Origin of the sequence: Streptomyces sp. CGMCC 4.7035 (assembly GCF_031583065.1) — a bacterium.
Taxonomy (GTDB): Bacteria; Actinomycetota; Actinomycetes; order Streptomycetales; family Streptomycetaceae; genus Streptomyces; species Streptomyces yaanensis.
The window spans coordinates 1-16,974 of record NZ_CP134053.1; the positions used below are offsets into that span (position 1 = coordinate 1).

The 16,974-nt window shown below is 70.0% G+C and carries 12 protein-coding genes, 1 tRNA gene and 1 pseudogene; 11 read left to right on the plus strand and 3 right to left on the minus strand.

What is annotated here, in order from left to right; genetic code table 11:
• The 9 genes and pseudogenes from Q2K21_RS00005 to Q2K21_RS00045 all read left to right on the plus strand — a co-directional run.
• Window positions 1–239: pseudogene (locus tag Q2K21_RS00005) on the plus strand (DnaA ATPase domain-containing protein); the annotation flags it as partial.
• Window positions 240–1,433: 1,194 nt separating this feature from the next.
• Window positions 1,434–2,564, plus strand: a complete 1,131-nt coding sequence (gene dnaN, locus Q2K21_RS00010) for a DNA polymerase III subunit beta (protein WP_310762937.1) — start codon at window positions 1,434–1,436, stop codon at window positions 2,562–2,564.
• Between the two features lie 205 nt (window positions 2,565–2,769).
• Window positions 2,770–3,645 carry a phosphogluconate dehydrogenase (NAD(+)-dependent, decarboxylating) gene (gnd, locus tag Q2K21_RS00015; RefSeq protein WP_310762939.1) on the plus strand — a complete coding sequence of 292 codons (876 nt, stop codon included), beginning with the start codon at window positions 2,770–2,772 and terminating at the stop codon, window positions 3,643–3,645.
• 52 nt (window positions 3,646–3,697) lie between these two features.
• Window positions 3,698–4,819 carry a DNA replication/repair protein RecF gene (gene recF, locus Q2K21_RS00020; RefSeq protein WP_310762941.1) on the plus strand — a complete coding sequence of 374 codons (1,122 nt, stop codon included), beginning with the start codon at window positions 3,698–3,700 and terminating at the stop codon, window positions 4,817–4,819.
• Window positions 4,816–5,349 carry a DciA family protein gene (locus tag Q2K21_RS00025; RefSeq protein ID WP_310762943.1) on the plus strand — a complete coding sequence of 178 codons (534 nt, stop codon included), beginning with the start codon at window positions 4,816–4,818 and terminating at the stop codon, window positions 5,347–5,349. The genes recF and Q2K21_RS00025 overlap by 4 nt, the downstream gene beginning before the upstream one ends.
• A gap of 362 nt (window positions 5,350–5,711) precedes the next feature.
• A complete protein-coding gene (gyrB, locus tag Q2K21_RS00030; protein ID WP_310762945.1) occupies window positions 5,712–7,796 on the plus strand; it encodes a DNA topoisomerase (ATP-hydrolyzing) subunit B in 2,085 nt (694 codons plus the stop codon).
• A 42-nt stretch (window positions 7,797–7,838) separates the two neighbouring features.
• A complete protein-coding gene (gene gyrA, locus Q2K21_RS00035) occupies window positions 7,839–10,433 on the plus strand; it encodes a DNA gyrase subunit A (protein WP_310762947.1) in 2,595 nt (864 codons plus the stop codon).
• Between the two features lie 18 nt (window positions 10,434–10,451).
• Window positions 10,452–11,243: a DUF3566 domain-containing protein gene (locus Q2K21_RS00040; RefSeq protein WP_310762949.1), complete on the plus strand. Its 792-nt coding sequence runs from the start codon at window positions 10,452–10,454 to the stop codon at window positions 11,241–11,243.
• A gap of 267 nt (window positions 11,244–11,510) precedes the next feature.
• Window positions 11,511–11,587: transfer RNA gene (locus tag Q2K21_RS00045), tRNA-Ile, on the plus strand.
• Window positions 11,588–11,730: 143 nt separating this feature from the next.
• Here Q2K21_RS00045 and Q2K21_RS00050 read toward each other — a convergent pair.
• Window positions 11,731–12,093: a DUF6344 domain-containing protein gene (locus Q2K21_RS00050; RefSeq protein WP_310762951.1), complete on the minus strand. Its 363-nt coding sequence runs from the start codon at window positions 12,091–12,093 to the stop codon at window positions 11,731–11,733.
• A 339-nt stretch (window positions 12,094–12,432) separates the two neighbouring features.
• On the opposite strand from Q2K21_RS00050, the gene Q2K21_RS00055 reads away from it, so the two are divergent.
• Together Q2K21_RS00055 and Q2K21_RS00060 are read left to right on the plus strand one after the other, a co-directional pair.
• Complete coding sequence (locus Q2K21_RS00055; protein ID WP_003999697.1) at window positions 12,433–12,561, plus strand: DLW-39 family protein; 129 nt, start codon at window positions 12,433–12,435, stop codon at window positions 12,559–12,561.
• A 186-nt stretch (window positions 12,562–12,747) separates the two neighbouring features.
• Entirely contained in the window at window positions 12,748–14,169 is a 1,422-nt protein-coding gene (locus Q2K21_RS00060) for a hypothetical protein (protein WP_310762970.1), read from the plus strand.
• Between the two features lie 7 nt (window positions 14,170–14,176).
• On the opposite strand, the gene Q2K21_RS00065 is transcribed toward Q2K21_RS00060, so the two are convergent.
• Window positions 14,177–16,258 carry a serine/threonine-protein kinase gene (locus Q2K21_RS00065; protein ID WP_310762971.1) on the minus strand — a complete coding sequence of 694 codons (2,082 nt, stop codon included), beginning with the start codon at window positions 16,256–16,258 and terminating at the stop codon, window positions 14,177–14,179.
• Window positions 16,259–16,348: 90 nt separating this feature from the next.
• Window positions 16,349–16,897, minus strand: coding sequence for a helix-turn-helix domain-containing protein (locus Q2K21_RS00070; RefSeq protein WP_310762972.1), 549 nt, complete (start codon window positions 16,895–16,897; stop codon window positions 16,349–16,351).
• Between the last annotated feature and the right edge of the window lie 77 nt (window positions 16,898–16,974).

Here is a 16,974-nt window from a genome sequence, read left to right on the forward strand (position 1 = left end):
AGCCCGCGCCGGCGACCGGTCCTGGCGAGCCCACCGCGCGCCTCAACCCGAAGTACCTCTTCGACACTTTCGTCATCGGCGCCTCCAACCGCTTCGCGCACGCGGCAGCGGTCGCCGTCGCCGAGGCGCCGGCGAAGGCGTACAACCCCCTTTTCATCTATGGGGAGTCGGGACTCGGCAAGACGCACCTGCTGCACGCGATCGGGCACTACGCGCGCAGCCTCTACCCGGGCACACGCGCGGCCGCACGCACACGACGCCGAGGGCGTCCCGGGAGCTGCCCCGGGACGCCCTCGGTCGTTCTCGCGGGCGTGCGGAGGGCTCCTACGGCGTTCCGTACCGCACGCCGAGGGCACCACCGTGCCGGACCCGTGCACGGAGGGCACCACCGTGCCGAACCGCACACAGAAGTCGTCCTCCGCCCTTCCACCACCCCGCGCGCCGAGGGCACCCACCGCTCCCGGCCCCGGCGCGAAGGGGCCTCTCTGCCGCCTCGCCGCCCCCGCGCGAAGGGGCCTCAGCCGCCTCGCCGCCCCCCGCGAAGGGGCCTCTCAGCCGCCTCGCCGCCCGCGCCGAGGGCATCCGCCGCCGTTTCCGGCCCCCGCACCGAGGGCACCCCCAGCCGTTCCCCGGCCGCACGCCGGCCACCCCGTGTTCGAATACCTGCCGAGTTACGGCCACTCTCCACAGATCCGGTGACTTTCTTCCGTCCACATGCTGGGGACTGCAGAGTTGTCCAGATCGCGTCCACAGGTTGTGCTGTTGAAAGAAGATCAGGCCAGCTCAGGCCCCTGTGGATTGGTGGACGACCGATCTCCACAGACTGTGGACGACTCGATGATCCACAGGGTGTGTACGAAGTTGTCCACCGGCGACCCACAGGCTGAGGCCGGTTGTCCCCAGTGTTCCCCAGCTTCTCCACATCCCTGTCCACTGTTCGGCAACGCGACGCGCCTTCTCACCGGCCGGAGTGAAAGGCGTCACACAAAGGTGCCGGGTTGGGCTGTGGGAAAGGTGGGTAAAGCTGGGGACAGCACTGGGGAGAAGTGCCCTCAGGCTGTGCACGGGGTGTGCAGAACTTTCCGTTCTCCACAGAGACCCCTGGTTGTCCACCGCCCCCACCCACAGGCCCCGTGGACAAAATCTCGCCGCTGAGCTGGGAAAACAGGGTTATCCACGGTATCCACAGGCCCTACTACTACTCCCAACTAGAGAGTCCTGGGATTTCGTTTGGAAGCGGGCCCTGTGCACAACTCGCTCTCCGGCTCCCGACCGCCCCTCGTCACGACTTGACCCCGAGAGGCACCTACTGTCAGTGCCGTGCGTCAGACTGGTCCCCGGTGTCCTTCCCCTCACCGGGATCCACGACACCGAGTCAGACGACGAAGGCCAGGCAGGGCGAGAACGCCGGCAACAGCAGGAGGCGGCTTACGGTGAAGATCCGGGTGGAACGCGACGTACTCGCGGAGGCAGTGGCCTGGGCGGCGCGCAGCCTCCCGGCCCGTCCGCCGGCGCCTGTCCTCGCCGGCCTGCTGCTGAAGGCCGAGGACGGCCAGCTGAGCCTGTCCAGCTTCGATTACGAGGTCTCGGCGCGCGTGTCCGTGGAGGCGGAGGTCGAGGAAGAGGGCACGGTCCTCGTCTCGGGCCGCCTCCTCGCGGACATCTCCCGCGCCCTCCCCAACCGTCCGGTGGAGATTTCCACAGACGGTGTACGGGCGACGGTGGTGTGCGGCTCCTCGCGGTTCACCCTCCACACCCTTCCTGTGGAGGAGTACCCGGCGCTGCCGCAGATGCCGAACGCGACGGGCACGGTCCCCGGCGAGGTCTTCGCCGCGGCCGCCGCCCAGGTGGCCATCGCCGCCGGCCGTGACGACACGCTGCCCGTCCTCACCGGCGTGCGCATCGAGATCGAGGGCGACACGGTGACGCTGGCCTCCACCGACCGCTACCGCTTCGCGGTCCGCGAGTTCCTGTGGAAGCCGGAGAACCCGGACGCTTCCGCGGTCGCCCTGGTGCCCGCCAAGACGCTCCTGGACACCGCCAAGGCGCTGACCAGCGGTGACAGCGTGATCCTGGCACTGTCCGGCTCGGGCGCGGGCGAGGGCCTGATCGGTTTCGAGGGCGCCGGACGGCGTACGACCACGCGTCTGCTGGAGGGCGACCTCCCGAAGTACCGCACGCTGTTCCCGACGGAGTTCAACTCGGTCGCCACCATCGAGACCGCCCCCTTCGTGGAGGCCGTCAAGCGCGTCGCCCTGGTCGCCGAGCGCAACACCCCGGTGCGGCTCAGCTTCGAGCAGGGCGTGCTCATCCTGGAGGCCGGCTCCAGCGACGACGCACAGGCTGTGGAAAGGGTCGACGCGAACCTGGAGGGTGACGACATCTCGATCGCCTTCAACCCCACCTTCCTGCTGGACGGCCTGAGCGCGATCGACTCCCCGGTGGCCCAGCTGTCCTTCACGACCTCCACCAAGCCCGCGCTGCTGAGCGGCAAGCCGGCCATGGACGCCGAGGCGGACGAGGCCTACAAGTACCTGATCATGCCGGTGCGGCTGAGCGGCTGAGCGGCCGGCGCCGGGCTCCTCGCCCAGGGCCCGTTGATCCACAGCGCCCCCGGCCCTGTGGATCAACCGGTCCGGCGGACGAAGCCGCAGGTCGGGGCGTACGAATGAGCGCGTATGCCCACAGGTGTGCGTGAGAGTCCGGGTTTAGGCTCGGACGCAGGTACGAAAGTGCCCTCATGCCACGTCGCAACCTAAGGAACAACTGATGGAGCTCGGTCTCGTCGGCCTCGGCAAGATGGGCGGCAACATGCGCGAGCGGATCCGCCGCGCAGGCCACACCGTCATCGGATACGACCGCAACCCGGACCTCGCCGATGTCCACAGCCTCGAAGAACTTGTGGGCAAGCTCAAGGGCCCGCGCGTGGTGTGGGTGATGGTCCCGGCCGGCGCCCCGACCCAGTCCACGATCGACGAGCTGGCCGAGCTCCTGGAGCCCGGCGATGTGGTCGTGGACGGCGGCAACTCCCGCTGGACGGACGACGAGAAGCACGCCGAGGAGCTGGCGGCCAAGGGCATCGGCTTCGTCGACTGCGGCGTCTCCGGCGGCGTCTGGGGCCTGGAGAACGGCTACGCCCTGATGTACGGCGGCGACGCCGAGCACATCGCGAAGGTCCAGCCGATCTTCGACGCGCTCAAGCCCGAGGGCCCCCATGGCTCGGTGCACGCGGGCAAGGTCGGCGCCGGGCACTTCTCGAAGATGGTCCACAACGGCATCGAGTACGCGATGATGCAGGCCTACGCCGAGGGCTGGGAGCTGCTGGAGAAGGTCGACTCCGTCACCGATGTGCGCGAGGTCTTCCGCTCCTGGCAGGAGGGCACGGTCATCCGTTCCTGGCTGCTGGACCTCGCGGTCAATGCCCTCGACGAGGACGAGCACCTGGACAAGCTGCGCGGCTACGCCGAGGACTCCGGCGAGGGCCGCTGGACCGTTGAGGCCGCCATCGACAACGCGGTGCCGCTGCCCGCGATCACCGCGTCGCTGTTCGCGCGGTTCGCGTCCCGGCAGGACGACTCGCCGCAGATGAAGATGATCGCGGCGCTGCGCAACCAGTTCGGCGGCCACGCCGTCGAGAAGAAGTAATCCACAGGGCCGCCCGGCGGTCCACAACCCTCGGGGAGGTCGGCGAACGACCATGCACGTCACGCATCTGTCGCTGGCCGACTTCCGCTCGTACGCCCGGGTCGAAGTTCCGCTCGACCCGGGCGTCACCGCATTCGTCGGTCCCAACGGACAGGGCAAGACGAACCTCGTCGAGGCGGTCGGCTATCTCGCCACCCTCGGCAGCCACCGTGTCTCCTCCGACGCCCCCCTCGTCCGCATGGGTGCCGAGCGGGCGATCATCCGGGCGCAGGTCAGGCAGGGCGACCGGCAGCAACTGGTCGAGCTGGAGCTGAACCCCGGCAGGGCCAACCGCGCGCGCATCAACAGGTCCTCGCAGGTCCGACCGCGCGACGTGCTCGGCATCGTACGGACCGTCCTCTTCGCCCCCGAGGACCTCGCCCTGATCAAGGGCGACCCGGGTGAGCGCCGCCGCTTCCTCGACGAGCTGATCACCGCCCGCTCCCCGCGCATGGCCGGCGTCCGCTCCGACTACGACCGGGTCCTCAAGCAGCGCAACACCCTCCTGAAGACGGCCGCGCTGGCACGCCGCCACGGCGGCCGCTCCATGGATCTGTCCACGCTCGACGTGTGGGACCAGCACCTCGCGCGCGCGGGCGCCGAACTGCTCGCCCAGCGACTGGACCTGATAGCCGCGATCCAGCCGCTCGCCGACAAGGCGTACGAACAACTGGCACCCGGCGGCGGCCCGGTCGCCCTGGAGTACAAGCCGTCCGCGCCCGGCGAGGCCCACACGCGCGAGGCCCTCTTCGAGCAGCTGATGGCCGCCCTCGCCGACGCCCGCAAGCAGGAGATCGAGCGCGGCGTCACCCTGGTGGGACCCCACCGGGACGATCTGCTTCTCAAACTCGGTCAGCTGCCCGCCAAGGGATACGCGTCCCACGGCGAGTCCTGGTCCTACGCGCTGGCGCTGCGCCTGGCGTCGTACGACCTGCTGCGCGCGGAGGGCAACGAACCGGTGCTCGTCCTCGACGACGTCTTCGCCGAGTTGGACACCCGCCGCCGCGAGCGCCTGGCCGAGCTGGTCGCGCCCGGGGAGCAGGTCCTGGTGACCGCAGCGGTCGACGACGATGTACCGCACGTACTGACGGGGACGCGGTACACCGTGTCCGACGGCACAGTGGAGCGCGCATGAGCACCGACGAGCCCGCTTCGAAGAAGACTCCCGAGCTTTCGGGCGTGGACCTCGCGCGCGTGGCGCTCAGGGCCGCGAAGGAACAGGCACGCGCGCGTGGGGACGCGGCGCAGCAGAAGAAACAGGCGCGGCGCGGCGGCCTGCGCTCCGGCGCACGGGCCGACGGCCGTGACCCCATGGCGCTCGGCGCGGCCATCAACCGGCTGATCACCGAGCGCGGCTGGGAGACCCCGGCCGCCGTGGGTGGAGTGATGGGGCGCTGGCCGCAGATCGTCGGCGAGGACCTGGCCAAGCACTGCGTCCCGCAGAGGTACGACGAGGACGAACGCGTCCTGACCGTCCAGTGCGACTCCACGGCGTGGGCGACGCAGCTGCGGCTGCTGGCCCCGCAGGTGGTCGCGCGCCTCAACGAGGACCTCGGGCACGGCACGGTCCGGCTGATCAAGGTCCACGGCCCTGGTGGCCCCGCCCGCCGCTACGGCTCGCTGCGCGCCCCCGGGAGCATGGGCCCCGGCGACACCTACGGGTGACCGACATCACACAAGGCCGTTCGGAGTGCGTGCCGGCGGCCCTTTCGCCATGACCGCGGGCGGTCGTGAAGATCGACCTGACTCCGCAGTAGCCAAGGGTTGACAGGCGGAAGCGCTGAGTGCCGCTCAGAGCCCCTTGGAGCCCCTTTCCGTATATGGGGAGTCGGCCGAGGCCGGTTGAGGGCGGCACATGCGTACTCAGGTACCGGCAAACCCCCATCACTGTCGGCGCTACCGGTAGACTGGGAGCCAATCCCGCCCCATTCGTGGGGACCGTCCGGGAAAAGCTGAGCAACGCTGATCAAGGCTTACCAACGCACTGTGCCGCAGCCGCTCCGGTAACCCGCCGACGAGCCTGGCTTGTGCTGTGCCAGAAAGGGCGCTTCGTGGCCGATTCCGGCAACCCCAACGAGAACATCCCGTCCACCGACGCTGGCGTGAACAGCGAGGCGATCACCTCGAACGGCGAGGTCACCGCCTCGTACGACGCCAGCGCCATCACCGTCCTCGAAGGGCTGGACGCGGTCCGCAAGCGACCCGGTATGTACATCGGCTCTACCGGCGAGCGCGGTCTGCACCACCTCGTGTACGAGGTCGTGGACAACTCCGTGGACGAGGCGCTGGCCGGCCACGCGGACACCATCGACGTGACGATCCTCGCCGACGGCGGCGTGCGCGTGATCGACAACGGCCGTGGCATCCCGGTCGGCATCGTCCCCTCCGAGGGCAAGCCGGCCGTCGAGGTCGTGCTGACCGTGCTGCACGCGGGCGGCAAGTTCGGCGGCGGCGGCTACGCGGTCTCCGGCGGTCTGCACGGTGTCGGCGTCTCCGTCGTGAACGCCCTGTCGAGCAAGGTGTCCGTCGAGGTCAGGACGGACGGTCACCGCTGGACGCAGGACTACAAGATGGGCGTCCCGACGGCTCCGCTCGCGCAGCACGAGGCGACGGACGAGACCGGCACGTCCGTGACCTTCTGGGCCGACCCGGACATCTTCGAGACCACCGAGTACTCCTTCGAGACGCTCTCGCGGCGCTTCCAGGAGATGGCGTTCCTCAACAAGGGTTTGACGATCAAACTCACTGACGAGCGCGAGTCGGCGAAGGCCACGGCCGGGGCGGACGAGGCGGGCGCCGACGAGAAGGACGAGGTCAAGACCGTCACGTACCACTACGAAGGCGGCATCGTCGACTTCGTGAAGTACCTCAACTCCCGCAAGGGAGACGTGGTGCACCCCACCGTGATCGACCTCGAGGCCGAGGACAAGGACAAGAGCCTGTCCCTCGAGGTCGCGATGCAGTGGAACAGCGGTTACAGCGAGGGCGTGTACTCCTTCGCCAACATCATCCACACCCACGAGGGCGGTACGCACGAGGAGGGCTTCCGCGCGGCCCTGACCTCGCTGATCAACAAGTACGCGCGCGACAAGAAGCTGCTGCGCGACAAGGACGACAACCTCACCGGTGACGACATCCGTGAGGGTCTGACCGCGATCATCTCGGTCAAGCTGAGCGAGCCCCAGTTCGAGGGCCAGACCAAGACCAAGCTGGGCAACACGGAGGCGAAGACCTTCGTCCAGAAGGCGGTCTACGAGCACCTCAACGACTGGCTGGACCGCAACCCGAACGAGGCCGCGGACATCATCCGCAAGGGCATCCAGGCGGCCACCGCGCGCGTGGCGGCCCGCAAGGCCCGCGACCTCACGCGCCGCAAGGGCCTCCTGGAGAGCGCGTCCCTGCCGGGCAAGCTGTCGGACTGCCAGTCCAACGACCCCACCAAGTGCGAGATCTTCATCGTCGAGGGTGACTCCGCCGGCGGCTCGGCCAAGTCCGGCCGCAACCCGCAGTACCAGGCGATCCTCCCGATCCGAGGCAAGATCCTCAACGTCGAGAAGGCGCGGATCGACAAGATCCTGCAGAACCAGGAGATCCAGGCGCTGATCTCCGCCTTCGGCACCGGCGTGCACGAGGACTTCGACATCTCCAAGCTCCGCTATCACAAGATCATCCTGATGGCGGACGCCGACGTCGACGGCCAGCACATCAACACCCTGCTGCTGACCTTCCTGTTCCGTTTCATGCGACCGCTGGTCGAGGCCGGGCACGTGTTCCTCTCCCGCCCGCCGCTGTACAAGATCAAGTGGGGCCGGGACGACTTCGAGTACGCGTACTCGGACCGCGAGCGCGACGCGCTGATCGAGCTGGGCCGCCGCAACGGCAAGCGGATCAAGGACGACTCGGTGCAGCGCTTCAAGGGTCTCGGCGAGATGAACGCCGAGGAACTGCGCGTGACGACCATGGACATCGACCACCGCGTCCTCGGCCAGGTAACCCTCGACGACGCCGCCCAGGCCGACGACCTGTTCTCGGTCCTGATGGGCGAGGACGTCGAGGCGCGCCGCGCGTTCATCCAGCGCAACGCCAAGGACGTCCGCTTCCTCGACATCTGAGTCGGTCTCAGCTGACCGCACCAGGAAGGATCTTCACCAGCAATGGCCGACGAGAACACTCCCGTGACGCCTGAAGAGGCCGGCGAGACCACTGTGCGTATCGAGCCCGTCGGGCTCGAGACGGAGATGCAGCGCTCGTACCTCGACTACGCGATGTCCGTCATCGTCTCCCGCGCGCTGCCCGACGTGCGGGACGGACTCAAGCCCGTGCACCGCCGCGTCCTGTACGCGATGTACGACGGCGGCTACCGGCCCGAGAAGGGCTTCTACAAGTGCGCCCGCGTCGTCGGCGACGTCATGGGCAACTACCACCCGCACGGCGACTCCTCGATCTACGACGCGCTGGTCCGCCTGGCGCAGCCGTGGTCGATGCGGATGCCGCTGGTGGACTCCAACGGCAACTTCGGCTCCCCGGGCAACGACCCCGCGGCCGCCATGCGCTACACCGAGTGCAAGATGGCGCCGCTGTCCATGGAGATGGTCCGCGACATCGACGAGGACACCGTCGACTTCACGGACAACTACGACGGCCGCTCCCAGGAGCCGACCGTCCTGCCGTCCCGCTTCCCGAACCTGCTGATCAACGGCTCGGCCGGTATCGCGGTCGGTATGGCGACCAACATCCCGCCGCACAACCTCCGCGAGGTCGCGGCGGGCGCCCAGTGGTACCTGGAGAACCCGGACGCCTCGCACGAGGAGCTCCTGGACGCCCTGATCGAGCGCATCAAGGGCCCGGACTTCCCGACCGGTGCCCTGGTCGTGGGCCGCAAGGGCATCGAGGAGGCCTACCGCACCGGCCGCGGCTCGATCACCATGCGCGCGGTCGTCGAGGTCGAGGAGATCCAGAACCGCCAGTGCCTGGTGGTCACCGAGCTGCCCTACCAGGTCAACCCGGACAACCTGGCGCAGAAGATCGCCGATCTGGTGAAGGACGGCAAGATCGGCGGCATCGCGGACGTCCGCGACGAGACGTCCTCCCGCACGGGCCAGCGTCTGGTCATCGTGCTCAAGAGGGACGCGGTCGCCAAGGTCGTCCTGAACAACCTCTACAAGCACACCGACCTGCAGACGAACTTCGGCGCCAACATGCTGGCGCTCGTCGACGGCGTGCCGCGCACCCTCTCCCTGGACGCGTTCATCCGGCACTGGGTGACGCACCAGATCGAGGTCATCGTCCGCCGTACGCGCTTCAGGCTGCGCAAGGCCGAGGAGCGCGCGCACATCCTGCGCGGCCTCCTGAAGGCCTTGGACGCCATCGACGAGGTCATCGCGCTGATCCGGCGCAGTGACACCGTCGAGATCGCGCGCGAGGGCCTGATGAGCCTCCTGGAGATCGACGACATCCAGGCCAACGCCATCCTTGAGATGCAGCTGCGCCGGCTCGCCGCCCTGGAGCGCCAGAAGATCGTCCAGGAGCACGACGAGCTCCAGGCGAAGATCACCGAGTACAACGAGATCCTCGCCTCGCCGGTCCGTCAGCGCGGCATCATCAGCGAGGAACTCGCAGCGATCGTCGAGAAGTTCGGCGACGACCGCCGCTCCAAGCTGGTGCCCTTCGACGGCGACATGTCCATCGAGGACCTGATCGCCGAAGAGGACATCGTCGTCACCATCTCGCGCGGCGGCTACGTCAAGCGCACCAAGACGGACGACTACCGCTCGCAGAAGCGCGGCGGCAAGGGCGTGCGCGGCACGAAGCTCAAGGAAGACGACATCGTCGACCACTTCTTCGTGTCCACCACGCACCACTGGCTGCTGTTCTTCACCAACAAGGGCCGCGTCTACCGCGCGAAGGCCTACGAGCTGCCCGACGCCGGCCGGGACGCGCGCGGCCAGCACGTCGCGAACCTGCTCGCCTTCCAGCCCGACGAGGCGATCGCCGAGATCCTCGCGATCCGCGACTACGAGGCCGCGCCGTACCTGGTGCTCGCCACCAAGGGCGGTCTGGTCAAGAAGACGCCTCTGAAGGATTACGATTCGCCCCGTTCCGGCGGTGTCATCGCGATCAACTTGCGTGAGACCGAGGACGGTTCGGACGACGAACTGATCGGGGCCGAGCTGGTCTCGCCCGAGGACGATCTGCTTCTGATCAGCAAGAAGGCGCAGTCGATCCGGTTCACGGCGACGGACGAGTCCCTGCGCCCGATGGGCCGCGCCACCTCGGGCGTCAAGGGCATGAGTTTCCGTGAGGGCGATGAACTTCTGTCGATGAATGTTGTTCGACCCGGTACGTTCGTGTTCACTGCCACCGACGGCGGGTACGCGAAGCGGACCGCTGTCGACGAGTACCGCGTCCAGGGTCGTGGTGGCCTGGGTATCAAGGCCGCCAAGATCGTCGAGGACCGCGGCTCGCTCGTCGGCGCGCTGGTGGTCGAGGAGAGCGACGAGATCCTCGCCATCACGCTGTCCGGCGGCGTGATTCGTACGCGAGTCAGTGAGGTCAGGGAGACGGGCCGTGACACCATGGGCGTCCAACTGATCAACTTGGGGAAGCGCGATGCCGTGGTCGGTATCGCTCGTAACGCCGAGGCGGGGCGCGAGGCGGAGGAAGTCGACGGCGAAGAAGCCGTGGACGAGACCGCCGAGGGTGTCGTGACCACCGGCACGGACGAGGGTGAGGCGCCCTCGGACGAGTAGCACGAGGAGTGAGTCAGCGTGAGCGGAGCCACGGGCGCCGAATCGACCGGTACGGATACGGACGGCGGCGGCCGTGGCTCCGCCGCGCGGGTGACGGACGCGCACACGACCAACCTGAAAGCAATCAAGGTACCCGCGACCGATTCGCGCTCGCCTGACTCGCAGGGATCCCAGGGGGGAACTGTGGCGAACACCCGAGGCCCGGGGGCCCAGCAGCAGGCTGCTGGAGCGGGCCCGGCGGCTCCGGGGGCCAAGCAGGCCGCTCAGGCCAAGCAGGGCGCCCAGCCGGACGCGGCACCGGCCGCCGCCGCCCCGTCCCCGCTGCCGGGGGAGCGCCAGCAGCAGGCCGCGGGGCCCTACCACCCGCCGCGGGCCTACCAGACGCAGCCGCCGACGAGCGCCGTACGCCGTCCGCGGACCGGCGCGAGCACCGCACCCCGCACCCGCAAGGCGCGCCTGAGGGTGGCGAAGGCCGACCCGTGGTCGGTGATGAAGGTCAGCTTCCTGCTGTCGATCGCGCTCGGCATCTGCACGATCGTGGCGGCGGCGGTGCTGTGGATGGTCATGGACGCCATGGGCGTCTTCTCGTCGGTCGGCGGCACGATCCAGGAGGCCACCGGCTCGACCGATTCGAACGGCTTCGACCTCCAGTCGTTCCTGTCCCTGCCGCACGTCCTGATCTTCACGTCTGTCATCGCGGTCATCGACGTCGTCCTGGCGACCGCCCTCGCGACGCTCGGGGCGTTCATCTACAACCTCTCCGCGGGCTTCGTGGGCGGCATCGAGCTGACGCTGGCGGAGGACGAGTAGGACGCCCGGGAGGAGTAGGCGCGCCACGGCGTCTGTCCGGAGTGAGAGCGCATCCCTGCCGGGGATGCGCTCTCTTGTCATCCGGTCAGCGGGGACCCCTTGTCGGGTCAGCGGGACCCTCGCCGGGTCAGGGGGACCCTCGCCGGGTCAGCGGGACCCCTCCTCGGGGCAGCGGGAGCCCGGCCCCGGGTATCGATTTTGGGACTTCCCACCTCGTGCGCTAATCTTCAGGGGTCAGCGCGCGGGACACACACCGCAAAGCGCGGCGGGGCTATAGCTCAGTTGGTTAGAGCGCATCCCTGATAAGGATGAGGCCACAGGTTCAAATCCTGTTAGCCCCACCAGCGAGAAGACCTCCGGTCCACCAGGACCGGGGGTCTTCGGCATTCATGGCCGACAACAACGGCCCGGCACCTGGGAGCAGGCGCCGGGCCGTTTGTCATGGGGGTGCTGTACGCAAATCGGCCGGTGGTGTGCTCCGGGTCTGTCAGCACTGCAGGCGTGCGGTCTGCCAGACGGGTGCGACGGGCTCGGCGAAGGTCCGAAGAGTGCTGGGGATGAGCGGGCCCGCTGCGATGGTGTCCCTGCGCGGGCGGTGGCGGCAGGTCGGGGAGGCGCCGTGGGCCTCCGCTTTGATGCGTTGCTTCATCGTGGGGGGCAGGGACCGGTAGCGGTTCCATCTGCAGTGGGTCGGCCTCGGCAGTGTCACGTGCGCGCAACTGTTGCGGGCCGGCTGGGGCTGGGGTACCGCAGCCGCGGCGGTCGTGGTGACGAATCCGAGCGCGGTGCACAGCGCCAGGAAGGCGGTGACGATGGCGGTCCACAGCTTCATGACCTTGTTCCGGGCCATGGCCCCTCACTTTCGGGTCGGGCGATTTGCGTACTTTGCTCATCATGTGTATGAGGGCCGCGAAGTGGTGGACCGACGCCCGTGGCGCGGCGATCTTCGGATGAACACCACCCGGATGGGCGCGAGAGGCCCGGAAAATTCGGGAAAGGCAGGGGAGAGCGGTGAACATCACGGTCTGTGACGAGTGGTGACCCGGAGACAAAAGTGATGTAGTCCAGTCGTACTGCGGTGTTCCGGGCGGCAGTTGAGGGCCGACGCAGGTCACTGATCGATATCGATCGGTGTGTATAGTCGGGCGCCAGAGGTCCCCTACGTCAAGGAAAGAGACGAGGTAGCGCGGTGAAGAAGCTTCTCCTGGTCGCACTGGCCGCCATCGGCGGGCTCCTCGTGTACCGCCAGATCCAGGCGGATCGCGCCGAGCAGGATCTGTGGACGGAGGCGACCGACTCCGTGCCCACGGGTTCGTGAGTTCCGACAGACGACAAGCTCAGAGCAGGCCCCGACCGCCGGTGCGGTCGGGGCCTTGTGTTGTGCCGGGGCCTTTGGGGAGGGTGTTTCGGCCGCTCGTCCGCAATGCGGGGGTGCCGCAGGGGCGTGCGGGGCAGGATGGGCGACGGTCGGCGGGCCGGGCCTACGACGAGGGGGTGGCGCGTGATGGGGCGGCGCACGCAGGCGGGGTGCGGCGCGGTCGGGCACGGTCGGACGCCGGCGCGCGCGGCGGTGGCCCTGTGCGTGGCAGCGGCGCTCGGCGTGACCGTGACGCTCCCGGCGCGGGCCGCCCCGGTCTTTGGGGCCGCGGCCGGTACGCCGTCCCCGTACGCCTTCGCCCGTGACGCCGGGACCGTCGAGGGAGCCACGGGGACCACGGACGCCGTACGCCTGGATCCCGGGCGCACGTACCGGAGCACCCTGCCCGCCGACGGCAAGCGCTACTACCGACTCGAACTCGACGCCGCCGCGGGCGCCTACGTCTCCGCGACGGCCGTCCCCAGGGCGGGGGCGCGGGTCTCCTCCTCCGACGGTCTCAAGGTGTCCCTCCAGGACGCCGACGGCACCACCTGCTCCTCCCGGACCACGCACTTCGGCCCCACTCAGAGCCCGCACCCCATCGTCGCCTGGGCCTCGCGCGAGACCGGCCCCGGCACCTACGTGTGCAAGAGGGCGGGGGCGTACTACGTGGTCGTCGAACAGCGCGACCTGGACGGCACCGAGTCCGGGGACTGGGACCTGGAACTGGACTACGTGTCCGAACCCGCCCTGCGGCAGGCCGGAGCGACGACACCGCCCGGGGACTGGAACTCCGCGACCCCTGAGGCCGTCCTGGGCGACGCCACGCGTCGCTCGGGCGGGGCGGGTTTCTCCACGGCGAGCGCCCTGGGCCAGGGCGTCTGGCAGGACACGATCAGGCCCGGGCAGACCCTCTTCTACAAGGTGCCCGTCGACTGGGGCCAGCAGCTGTCCGCCACCGTCGAGATGGGCAGTTCCACCAGCGGCGAGGGCTACATCGGCACCGCCCTGGCCATGTCGCTGTACAACCCCGTCCGCGCCTACGTGGGCGACGCCGACGCCGGGTACAGCGGCGCCCAGACCTCGGCCGCGCTCGATCCGCTGCCGCCCGTCGCCTACGCCAACCGCCATGCCATCGGCAACCGCGCGAGCGGGATGCGGTTCGCGGGCTGGTACTACCTCGCCCTGCATCTCGGCGCACCCGTCGCGGGCAGGTTCGGGGAAGGGCCGTTCGGGCTGACGCTGCGCGTGCGGGTGAGCGGGACGGCGGCGTCCGGTCCGGCCTACGCGGGGCGCTCCGCGCCGCGTGACGTGTTCGAGGTGACGGCCGCTGACCGGGAGGAGGCGGCAGCCGGGAGGCAGGGAGGCGGCGCGCGAGACGGTTCCGCCGGACCCACCTCCACGGGTGACACGCCGCGCGCCGCCGCCGGCGCCGGCGTGGACGTGGACACCCGCACGATGAAGCTGGTGGCCGTCGGCGGGATCGGCGCCGGGAGCCTCCTGGTCCTGTGGCTCGGGGTGTGGAGCCTGGCCGCCCGGCGGCGGGCGCGGCGCCGGTGGGCCGGATGACCGTCCCTCAGATTCGCATGAGGGCCCAGAACCCCACCGCGAAGCAGGCGAGCGCGAGCAGCAGGACCGGTACGGCTACCTTCGCCGGAGGCCCCGGGCGCCGAGTGGCGGCTCTCCTGCCGTGCCGTGCGACCGGCTGGGGCCGTGTGGCGGCCTGCGGGGACCGCACGGCGTACGCGTAGGCGGGCTGCCCCACGGCGACGGTCGGGGCGATCGGCGGACCGGCGGAGGGCACGTGCGTGGGTTCGTGGTGCAGGGCGTGGGCGGGAGCCGTGGGACCGGTGTGAGCAGGGTGGACCGGGGACGGGACCACGGCCGCGGTGGGCTGCGCGGGCGGCTGCTCGGGCGGACGGGGCACCGCGTGGAGTGCCTCTCGCGGCAGGGGCGGCGGCAGGTGGAAGCTCCCGGTGTCCGACATCGTGGACGGCTGCGGGGGAGGCGTCGGATCGACGGCGGGCCTGGGGGGTACGGCCGGGGGCGCGGACGTCGGCCGTACGGCGGGGGGCGGGGGCCCGGGGACGGCGGCGGACATGGCGGTGCCGGGGGCCGCGGGGGCGGATGTGCTGGAGGCTGTGGGAGCGGTTGTGCCGCCGGTGCCGGGGGCCGCGGAGGCGAATGTGCCGGAGGTTGCGGGAGCGGCGTTGCCGGCGGATGAGACGGATGTGCCGGAGGCGACGGGAGCGTCGGTCGGCCGCGGAGGGATCGGACCGGCCGTGAACCGTGCCGGTCCGTCACCCGCCCGAGCGCCGGCGTGGGGCGGCTGCGGAGTGGTGCCTGCTTCGGCGTAGGGAGTCCCGGCATGACCGGGCGTGGCGTTCGTCGCCGCGTCGGCGTGGGGCGGCTGTGCTGGGGCGCCCGCTTCGGCGTATGGCGTCGCCTCCAGGCGGCTGGGTGGCGGCGTGCCCAGCGTGGGCGTCGTGCCCGGCGTGAGTGGCGTGCCCAGCGTGCCTGGCGTGCCCAGCGCGGATGCCGTACCCGGTGTGAGTGGCGTACCTAGCGTGGGTGCTGTGCCTGGCGTGGTTGCCGTGCCCGGCGTGGGTGTCGTGCCCAGCGTGGTTGCCGTGCCCGGCGTGGGTGCTGTGCCTGGCGTGGTTGCCGTGCCCGGCGTGGGTGTCGTGCCCAGCATGGATGCCGTACCCGGCGTGGGCGGCGACGCCGGTGCGGGTGGCGACGCCGGTATGGAGCCGTTCGTCACCCCCGACGCCCTCCGCAGCGGTCCCTCGGGGCCGAAACCCGCCGGAAGCGGGCCGAGTTGATCGAAGATCTCCACCCGCTCGTCATCGGGGGCCGGCTCGGGCAGCAGCTCCGCGGCCGTGGCGAGCGCCTTGCGCGCCCCCGTGGCGGTGCGGAACCGCGCGGAGGGGTCCGGCTGCAGCAGTGTCGCCACGACCTCCCACAGGGGCCCGGGCACGCCGCGTGGCGCCCCCGGCGTTCCGTGGGCCACGAAGTACTCGATCAGAGCCCTGGCGTCCGGCTTGGCGCCTTCCAGCAGGTACAGCGCGACCAGCCCCACGGCGAACAGGTCGGCCGGGAAGTCCGGTTCGGCCCCCATCAGTTGCTCGGGCGCGAGATAACCGGGCGTCCCCACCACGTAGTCGGTCTCCGTCAGCCGCGCCTCGCCCAGACGCATGGCGATGCCGAAGTCCGACAGGCGCAGCCGGGGCCGGGCGGTACCGGTGGCCTCCAGGAGCACGTTCGCGGGCTTGATGTCCCGGTGCACGACCCCCTCCGCGTGCACGGCGGAGAGCCCGGACAGCAGCTGGTCCAGCAGGGTGCAGACGAAGGCCGGGGGCAGTGGGCCGTAGTCCCCGACGAGGTGGACCAGTGAACCGCCGCCCACCAGGTCCATGGTGAACAGCACCTTGTCGTCGTCCGCGGCCCAGCTCGCGGGGGCGAGGACATGAGGGTGGTCGATCCGCAGCGCCTGTTCGCGCACGAACCGCAGCAGCGCGTGGGCGTCGCTCTGCTGCAACACCTTGGCGGCCACATAGCGGCGCCGCCGGTGGTCCCAGGCGCGCCAGACCGCACCGACTCCCCCGCGCCCGATGGGGTCGACCAGTTCGTACCGTCCGGCGAAGACCTCACCCATGGTCGTACGTCGCTCCCCCTTCCGGACGGCGGTGAGGACCCCCGCGCACCCCCCCCGGGCGCGAGAGTCCCCTGCGGCCGAGGCGTCGGCTCAGTTCTGGTGGGACTGGTAGTGGGTGACCGCGTCGGAGGTGCGGCCGGCGCCGTACACCCGGAGAAACTCTGCCAGTTCGGGGTGGCTCGGGGCGAGGGTGTCGGCCGCCTCGATGATGTCCCCCGCCGCCGCCACCGAGCGCAGCAGGGACTGGATCTCGCGGACCACCCGCTTGACCGTGGGCGCCCCCGAACTGTTCGTCGTCTGCGTGGTGTTGCTGAGCACGGAGCCCCCCTGCGCCTTCCTGATCTCGTCCATCCGCTCGGTCGCCTCGGCGGCGCTCACACTGCCGTCCACGACCTGCCCCGCCAGGTCCTGCAGCAGCTGCACCCGCTGGACCACCGCCGGATTGCCGATCTTGGCGCGCTGACCGCTCATCAGCTGCGACAGCATCGGAGCGGACAGACCCAGTACGCCGGCGAGACGGGCCTGGTTGAGACCGAGATCCTCGATGAGCTTACGGAAGAGCGCCCCCAACGGCTCTCCGTACCAGTTCCGCTGCAGCTCCCGCGCTCTTGCGGTGGCTTCCTGCTGTGCGGCGTCCATTGCGTCTCCCCATCGCTTCCCCAAGTACCGCGGTTCGCTGTAGCGAACCACGACGAGCATCTTACGGAGAGTGGTCG